The organism is Vineibacter terrae (assembly GCF_008039615.1).
GTDB classification, from domain to species: domain Bacteria; phylum Pseudomonadota; class Alphaproteobacteria; order Reyranellales; family Reyranellaceae; genus Vineibacter; species Vineibacter terrae.
Genome location: NZ_VDUZ01000070.1, coordinates 36,721 through 43,884, shown reverse-complemented (window position 1 = coordinate 43,884; position 7,164 = coordinate 36,721). Strand labels below are relative to the sequence as shown.

Sequence of the window (7,164 nt, the reverse complement as noted above, 5' to 3'; positions counted from 1 at the left end):
AGGGTTCAAACTCTGTGTCAGGCTCCTCTGCACTAGGGATCCGACCAACCTCGATGCCGGCCGGACAACAGCTTAGCACCCGTTTCAGCCCTTGTGGCCGACGTAGTCGGTGCGGAACTCTGTGGTTCGTCTTCTGACGGTTCGGCCGATAGCGCCATATGCGATAGCCCTGGGGGAGCGGGGAGCAGGGGTGATGCCGCATGATCCGTTATGTCGTCTCGCGGCTGGTCGTCTCGGTGGCCATGGTGCTGCTCGCCACCCTCGTCATCTTCCTGATCGCCAACACCGTGCCGGGCGATCCGGTGCTGACGGCGCTCGGCGACATGGCGGCCTCCGACCCGGCGCAGGTGGCGGAGTTCCGCGCCCGGTGGGGCCTCGACCTGCCGCTGTGGCAGCAATACTGGCTGTTCCTCGAACGGCTGGCGCATGGTGATCTCGGTGTGTCGATCTCCTCGCGCCGACCGGTGCTGCAGGACATCATCGACTACGCTCCTGCGACCCTTGAGCTCGCGACGGTCGCCTTCACCCTGTCCATCCTGGTGGGCCTGCCGCTGGGCGTGCTGGCGGCCGTGCGGCGGGACACCATCATCGATCACGTCGCCCGGGCGGTCTCGCTGATCGGCGTCTCGGCGCCGACCTTCTGGCTCGCCTTCATCGCGCTCGCGGTGTTCTACGGCGGGCTGAACTGGGCGCCGGGCCCGGGGCGGCTCGACCCGGTCTCGTTTCCGCCCGACCGCATCACCGGGTTGCTGCTGATCGACACCGCGCTGCAGGGCGACTGGGAGACCTTCCATGACGCTGCGGCGCATCTGGTGCTGCCGTCCATCGTGCTCGCCGCCGCCACGCTGGGCCTGATCACCCGCACCACGCGCGCCGCCATGCTCGAGGCGCTGTCGCAGGATTACGTGCGGGTGGCGAAGGCCAAGGGCCTGCGCGGGCGGCTGATCGTCGTCGGCCACGCCCTGCCCAACGCGATGCTGCCGGTGGTGACGCTGGGCGGTCTCGCCTACGCCAACCTGCTGGCCGGCGCGGTGATGACGGAGACCGTGTTCTCCTGGCCCGGCCTGGGCCGCTACACCTTCCGCAGCGCTGTGACCGTCGACTTTCCGGCCATCATGGCCGTCACCGCCATCGTCGCGGCGATCTTCGTTCTGGTGAACTTCCTGGTCGACATGTCCTATGCCCTGCTCGATCCGCGCGTGGTGAAGAAATGAGCGACATCGCTCTGCCCGCGATCGCCTCTGCGCGCACCCGGTGGCTGCGCCGCTACGGACTGGCGGCGTTCGGCGCGGCGGTCATCCTGGCCTGGGTCCTCGCGGCGATCTTCGCGCCATGGCTCACCCGATATGATCCGAACCTCGTCGACGTGGCGATGCGCCTGCGGCCGCCATCGGCCAGCAACTGGCTCGGCACGGACGCGCTGGGGCGCGACGTGGCGACGCGTGTCATCCATGGCGCCCGCGTGTCGCTCACTGTCGGCATGGTGGTGGTGCTGGTGGGGGCGCTGTTCGGCACGCTGCTGGGCGCCGCCGCGGCCTATGCGCGAGGCTGGGCGGAAGAAGGCTTGATGCGGCTGACCGACCTGGTCTTCTGCTTCCCGCCGATCATCCTGGCGATGGCGATCGCTGCCGCGCTCGGGATCGGCACGGTGAACACCGTCATCGCGATGCTGGTGGTGTGGTGGCCGAAATTCGCCCGGCTTTCCCGCAGCCTGGTGATCTCGCAGCGCTCCATGGAGTATGTGGAGGCGGCGCAGTCCATCGGCTTTGGCCCGGCCCACATCCTGCTGCGCCAGATCATCCCCAACGCCGTCGGGCCGCTCGTCGTGCTGGTCACCCTCGACCTCGGCAACGCCATCCTGGTGTTTGCCGGGCTGTCCTTTCTCGGCCTGGGCACGGTGCCGCCGACACCGGAATGGGGGTCGATGGTGGGCGAAGGGCGTGAGCTGGTGCAGCAATGGTGGGTGGCCACCTTTCCCGGCCTGGCCATCCTGACGGTGGTGATGGCCTTCAACTTCATGGGCGACGGCTTTCGCGATTGGCTCGATCCACATGCCAGGCGTCGCTGAGCCCTTGCTGCAGGTGCGCGACCTGCGCACCTGGTTCCTGACGGATTCCGGTCCCGTCCGCGCGGTGGACGGCGTCAGCTTCGACGTGCATGCCGGCGAGACCCTGGGCGTGGTGGGCGAATCCGGCTCCGGCAAGAGCGTCTGCGCCAAGTCGATCATGCGCCTGCTCGACGAGCCGGCGCGGATCGTCGGCGGCTCGATCCTGTTCAAGGGCCGCGACCTCGCGCATCTCGACGACGAAGGCATTCGCGCGGTGCGCGGGCGCGAGATCGCCATGGTGTTCCAGGACCCCATGACGTCGCTGAACCCGGTCTTGCGCATCGCGCGGCAGCTCATCGAGGCGATGACGGCGCATGGCCGCTTCACCGTGGCGGCGGCGCGCCGCCGCGCCATCGATCTGCTGCGGCGCATGGGCGTGGCCGCGGCCGACCGCACGGTGAATTCGTTTCCCCATCAATTCTCCGGTGGCATGCGCCAGCGCGTGATGCTGGCCATGGGCTTCTCCAACGAGCCGTCGCTACTCATCGCGGACGAGCCGACCACGGCGCTCGACGTGACGATCCAGGCGCAGATCCTGGACCTGCTGCGCGGGCTGAACCGCGACCTTGGCACCGCCGTCATCCTGATCAGCCACGACCTCGGCGTGATCTCCAACATCTGCTCGCGCGTGCTGGTGATGTATGCCGGCGAGGTGGTCGAGGAGGGGGCGCCCGAGGCGCTGCTGACCGATCCGCGCCATCCTTACACCTGGGCGCTGCTGCACGCCGCGCCGCGGATCGATGCCCAGGCCGAGGATCGCCGGCTGATCACCATAGAAGGCCAGCCGCCGGACCCGCGCGCCTGGCCGTCCGGCTGCCGCTTTCGTGCACGTTGTCCCTTTGCGGTCGAGAAATGCGCCGAGCATCCCGAGCTGCTCCCGGTCGAAGCCGGCCGTGCCGCGCGGTGCTGGGTGACGCAGGAGGGCGGCGCGCTGCACACTCCGGAACGCGCCCGGGCGGGGGGTGCCGCCCCCGTCGATCCGCCACCGGCGGTGCCGATCCTCGAGATCTCGGGCCTGCGGAAGCATTTCCCGCTGGCGAAGGAGACCTTCTTCGCGCGCCAGCGCGTGCTGCGCGCCGTCGATGGCGTCGACCTGCAGGTCATCGCCGGCGAGACCGTCGGATTGGTGGGCGAATCGGGTTGCGGGAAGTCGACGCTGGCGCGGCTGGTCACGCGGCTGCACGAGCCGACGGACGGCAGGATCGTCTTTGCCGGCACCGACATCACCCATGCCAGCCAGGCGGCGATCCGCCCGCTGCGGCGGCGCATGCAGATGATCTTCCAGGATCCGTACGCGTCGCTCAATCCGCGCATGACGATCGGCGAGATCCTCGCCGGTCCGCTGATCCTGCACGGCATCGCCGGCGATGCGGCGGCGGCGCGCACGCGGGTCGCCGAGCTGCTCGACCTCGTCGGCCTGCCGGGCCAGTCGGTGCGGCGTTTTCCGCATGAATTCTCCGGCGGCCAGCGGCAGCGCATCTCCATCGCCCGCGCCTTGGCTGTAGGCCCGGATTTCGTGGTTGCCGACGAGCCGATCTCGGCGCTCGACGTCAACATCCAGGCCCAGATCATCAACCTGATGGTCGACCTGCAGGAACGGCTGGGGCTGACCTATCTGTTCATCGCGCACGATCTGGCGGTGGTGCGCCATGTCTGCGACCGCATCGCGGTGCTGTACCTCGGCAAGATCATGGAGGTGGGTCCGGCCGCGGCATTGTTCTCGCGTCCGCTGCACCCCTATACGCGCACCCTGATCTCCGCCGCGCCGGTGCCCGATCCGCGCGTGGAGCGCGCGCGCCGGCACGTGCCGATGAAGGGCGAGCCGCCGAGCGCGCTCGACCCGCCAAGCGGCTGCCGCTTCCGCACGCGCTGCCCGATCGCCGAGCAGCGTTGTGCCCTGCAGGAGCCGCCGCTGCTCGAAGCCGCCGCAGGCCAGCGCGTCGCCTGCCACTTCCCCGGACGGCTGAGCGATGCCGACGCGCGCGACCTCTGATTAAGGGGACTCTCCGACGCGGTGCTGATGTGATTCATCATGGCGGGCGGCGAACATAGTACCGACGATGGCTGAAAGGTGAGTCACGACTGTCATCCCGAGCGCAGCGAGGATCTTTCTGGAAGGCACACGGTGCGTCGTTTGAAAGATCCCTCGCTGCGCTCGGGATGACAGCGGTGGATGCATCAGAGCTGTGAGTCCGGGCAATAGATGCGTCAAGCCCGACAGAGCCTCCCACGGTCAAACAGGGACGAACAACGACTGTCGGTCTCGGTGGTTGCAGGCCCCGCAACCATTTGATAGACGACACGAAAAGCCGCTCTCCATGAGCGGCTTTTTCGCGTTTGTGGCCGCGCGAGAATGCCGGCGATGTGGCCGTGCAGATCAGGATGGCCTGGAGCAGCCGGTCGAGATCGCGGTCGATTTGCTTGAGGGCGGCGCGGTCGCCATTGCGCTGCGCATCGTTCTCGCGGCGGAGCCGGTTCATCGCCTTCGTGTATTCCTGGCAGAACAGTTCGCCCAACTTGGGGCGCATGAGCCGGGTCTGAAGGCCGTCGAGCACGATGGTATCGACCGTGTCGCGCCGGATGGTGCGCCGGTTGGAGCGAGTCCCTTTGTAGCGCGCCGACGCGCAGCCGAACCGTTCGACGTTTAGGTTCACGAACCCGCCGTCGCAGGTGCCGCAGCGCATAAGGCCGGACAGCAAGTAGCGCGGCCGCCTCCGGTCCCAGTAGCCGGGCGCCTGACGGCCTTCGCGCGTGCTCCGCAGGCTTGCCTGCCGGGCTTTCACCGCTTCCACAGATCGTCGCCGACGATGTGCAGATGCGGCACGTCCTGCGTGATCCACGATTTTCCGGGTTGGGGCGGGAGACCCGCTTTCCGGTCTCTGGGTCCTTGATGTAGCAGCCGGTTCCAGACCAGGCGGCCGACATACAGTTCGTTGTTGAGGATGCCGGTGCCCCGGCCCGGATTGCCGGGAATCGCGCTCGGCCCCCAGTCGGTGCCGGACGGGCCGGCGACGCCTTCGCGATTCAGTTCCTTGGCGCTAGCCGGGGGAGACTTCCCGGCGGCGTAGTCGTTGAAGATCCGGATGATGATCGCAGCCTGGACCGGATCGATCTTTCGTTCGCCGCGCACCGGCTGGTTCTCCGCGTCCAGCCGCCTGACCACCTCATAGCCGTAGGCATTGCCGCCGCCAGATTTGCCGGCCTCGACGCGCCCGCGCAGGGCGCGCCGCGTCTTGTCGGCGAAATCCTTGAGGAAGAGGGCACCCATCATCCCTTTCAGGCCGACATGCAGTTCGTTGACCGGTCCTTCGGACAGGGTGACGATCTTGATGTCTGTGAAGCTCAGGCGCTTGAAAACGTGGGCGATCTCCTCCTGGTCACACGACAGGCGGTCCATGCTTTCCGAGAGGACGATGTCAAAACGGCCTGCCGCTGCGTCCTGCACCAGCACCTGCACGCGCGGGCGCAGGAGGTTCGCCCCTGACCTGCGTGAGCGGCAAGACTTGCCCGACACGCGCTTGTGGCGAACTGGCTTCCGAGCCGAGTTCGGGGCTATTCGCCCCGTGCCGGGTTGAATAAACTGATATCCTTACGCCCAGTTAGGGACGAGGAGAGCCGTGCCCGCAGCGTCCGCATACATTTTGAAAGTCCGGCATGACCGGCGAGATCTACTTCTGGGATCCGAGACGACTTGGCCGGGTGGGCCGCAGGCGTCAGAGCCAGTGCCAAAGTTCGAACACAGCAGGCGCGCGCCCCTGATCGTGCTCGCATCCTTCGAAGATGGCCTGCTTACCCATGTCGGAGACGGACGCAAGGGCGCCAGCGCTGGGACGGGTTTGGTACGGCTTAACATGGTGTCTTTGGAGGACCTTGAACGTCCAATCTCCTTCGACGTTGTCATCGATGTAGTTCCCCCCAAGTTCCGCGCGCGCCTCAAGCAGATTTTTGAAGTTGGGGGACTGTTGCCACCGAAGACAATGTCGGCCGTTGTTGAAGCCTTGTCAGAGCTTGACCCTACGCTTGGTCGGCGGCTCGACCGTCTGTCAGCCAGCCGCGCTCGTCTCATCGCAACCCTCAATCCAAGGGAACGCGAAAACCTCGCGCTTCAGAAGGAGACACTTTCGACAGCGCTTCAGATTGCAGGAATAGACACGCGTCAAGTTCTGGACTGGAGTCCGGCGACGGTCGCCCGCACTTCGTTTCTGGACGGCCTGCAGGGGGCCGTCGCGAGGGAAGACGTCATGCTGCATGCAGACCTGACGAGCCTTCCGGGTTTCAACGTGATTCGCGAAGTGCCCCATATTGCGGCCCGCGTATTCGCGGCGGCCGAAGATCCCAATGTGCGCGTCACGGTGGTCATGGCAAATCGTCTCCCGCTTGAACAGCAGACAGGCGCGGACTTGATCTATTTTAACGAGACCTATCGCGCCTTCGTTCTGGTCCAATATAAGGCACTTGAGAAGAACAATGGCGGCGACCTGGAGTTTCGGTGGACCGATAGTGACCAGTTCACCGCCGAGATGCAGCGCATGGACGCGCTGCTCGACGAGCTAGCCGAGATAGAGCCCGATCCCGATCCGGATGGCTTCCGTTTCAGCCACAATCCTTTCTTTCTCAAATTTTGCTCCCGAATCGTTTTCAATCCGGACGACAAGGGAATGTTCCCGGGCATCTATCTACCCCAAGGACTGTGGAAGGTGCTGGCGGCGAGTGAACGACTAAAGGGTCCGCGGGGCGGTAACCTGCTGACTTATGACAATGTCGGCCGCAGGCTTAATCTGACTGAGTTCACCAACCTAGTAGCAGGTGCGTGGGTTGGGACCACCATCGTCCAGTCCGCTTCCCTGGACACCGTAATACGTTCGGTTCTCGAAAGCGGGCGAACCGTCACCTTTGCGGTGAAGCGCAGCCCGTCCCCAGAGCCAACATCGATCATCGAACCGCTTCCAGTCTTTGACACCGGGGAAACGCTTGATCCGGCGGAAGTGCTTGTCGAAATGCTGAACGAAGGCGGCTGAAGCATTGGCATCGGTCATACCGGCGTTTGATAAGATGCC

General features: G+C 65.9%; 6 protein-coding genes. 4 read left to right on the top strand and 2 right to left on the bottom strand.

What is annotated here, in order from left to right:
• Positions 1-200: 200 nt before the first annotated feature.
• Genes FHP25_RS37320 through FHP25_RS37310 form a run of 3 tightly spaced genes read left to right on the top strand, consistent with a single transcriptional unit; the run spans position 201 to position 4,100 of the window.
• Positions 201-1,214: an ABC transporter permease gene (locus FHP25_RS37320; RefSeq protein ID WP_147852086.1), complete on the top strand. Its 1,014-nt coding sequence runs from the start codon at positions 201-203 to the stop codon at positions 1,212-1,214.
• Positions 1,211-2,068 carry an ABC transporter permease gene (locus FHP25_RS37315; protein ID WP_147852085.1) on the top strand — a complete coding sequence of 286 codons (858 nt, stop codon included), beginning with the start codon at positions 1,211-1,213 and terminating at the stop codon, positions 2,066-2,068. The genes FHP25_RS37320 and FHP25_RS37315 overlap by 4 nt, the downstream gene beginning before the upstream one ends.
• The gene (locus FHP25_RS37310) at positions 2,052-4,100 is read left to right on the top strand and encodes an ABC transporter ATP-binding protein (protein ID WP_147852084.1); all 2,049 of its coding nucleotides are present in this window, start codon (positions 2,052-2,054) and stop codon (positions 4,098-4,100) included. The genes FHP25_RS37315 and FHP25_RS37310 overlap by 17 nt, the downstream gene beginning before the upstream one ends.
• A 37-nt stretch (positions 4,101-4,137) precedes the next feature.
• Here FHP25_RS37310 and FHP25_RS37305 read toward each other — a convergent pair whose 3' ends face one another.
• Both FHP25_RS37305 and FHP25_RS37300 read right to left on the bottom strand, forming a co-directional pair.
• The gene (locus FHP25_RS37305) at positions 4,138-4,899 is read right to left on the bottom strand and encodes a zinc ribbon domain-containing protein (protein WP_147852083.1); all 762 of its coding nucleotides are present in this window, start codon (positions 4,897-4,899) and stop codon (positions 4,138-4,140) included.
• Positions 4,887-5,621: a recombinase family protein gene (locus FHP25_RS37300; RefSeq protein WP_269434425.1), complete on the bottom strand. Its 735-nt coding sequence runs from the start codon at positions 5,619-5,621 to the stop codon at positions 4,887-4,889. The genes FHP25_RS37305 and FHP25_RS37300 overlap by 13 nt, the downstream gene beginning before the upstream one ends.
• A 208-nt stretch (positions 5,622-5,829) precedes the next feature.
• Between FHP25_RS37300 and FHP25_RS37295 the strand changes: the two genes are divergently transcribed.
• Positions 5,830-7,125, top strand: a complete 1,296-nt coding sequence (locus FHP25_RS37295; RefSeq protein WP_178134078.1) for a hypothetical protein — start codon at positions 5,830-5,832, stop codon at positions 7,123-7,125.
• The last annotated feature ends 39 nt before the right edge of the window (positions 7,126-7,164 follow it).

Coding starts and splice junctions, on each gene's coding strand:
- FHP25_RS37310 (WP_147852084.1), top strand. CDS start 2,052: ATGCCAGGCGTCGCTGAGCCCTTGCTGCAGGTGCGCGACCTGCGCACC.
- FHP25_RS37315 (WP_147852085.1), top strand. CDS start 1,211: ATGAGCGACATCGCTCTGCCCGCGATCGCCTCTGCGCGCACCCGGTGG.
- FHP25_RS37320 (WP_147852086.1), top strand. CDS start 201: ATGATCCGTTATGTCGTCTCGCGGCTGGTCGTCTCGGTGGCCATGGTG.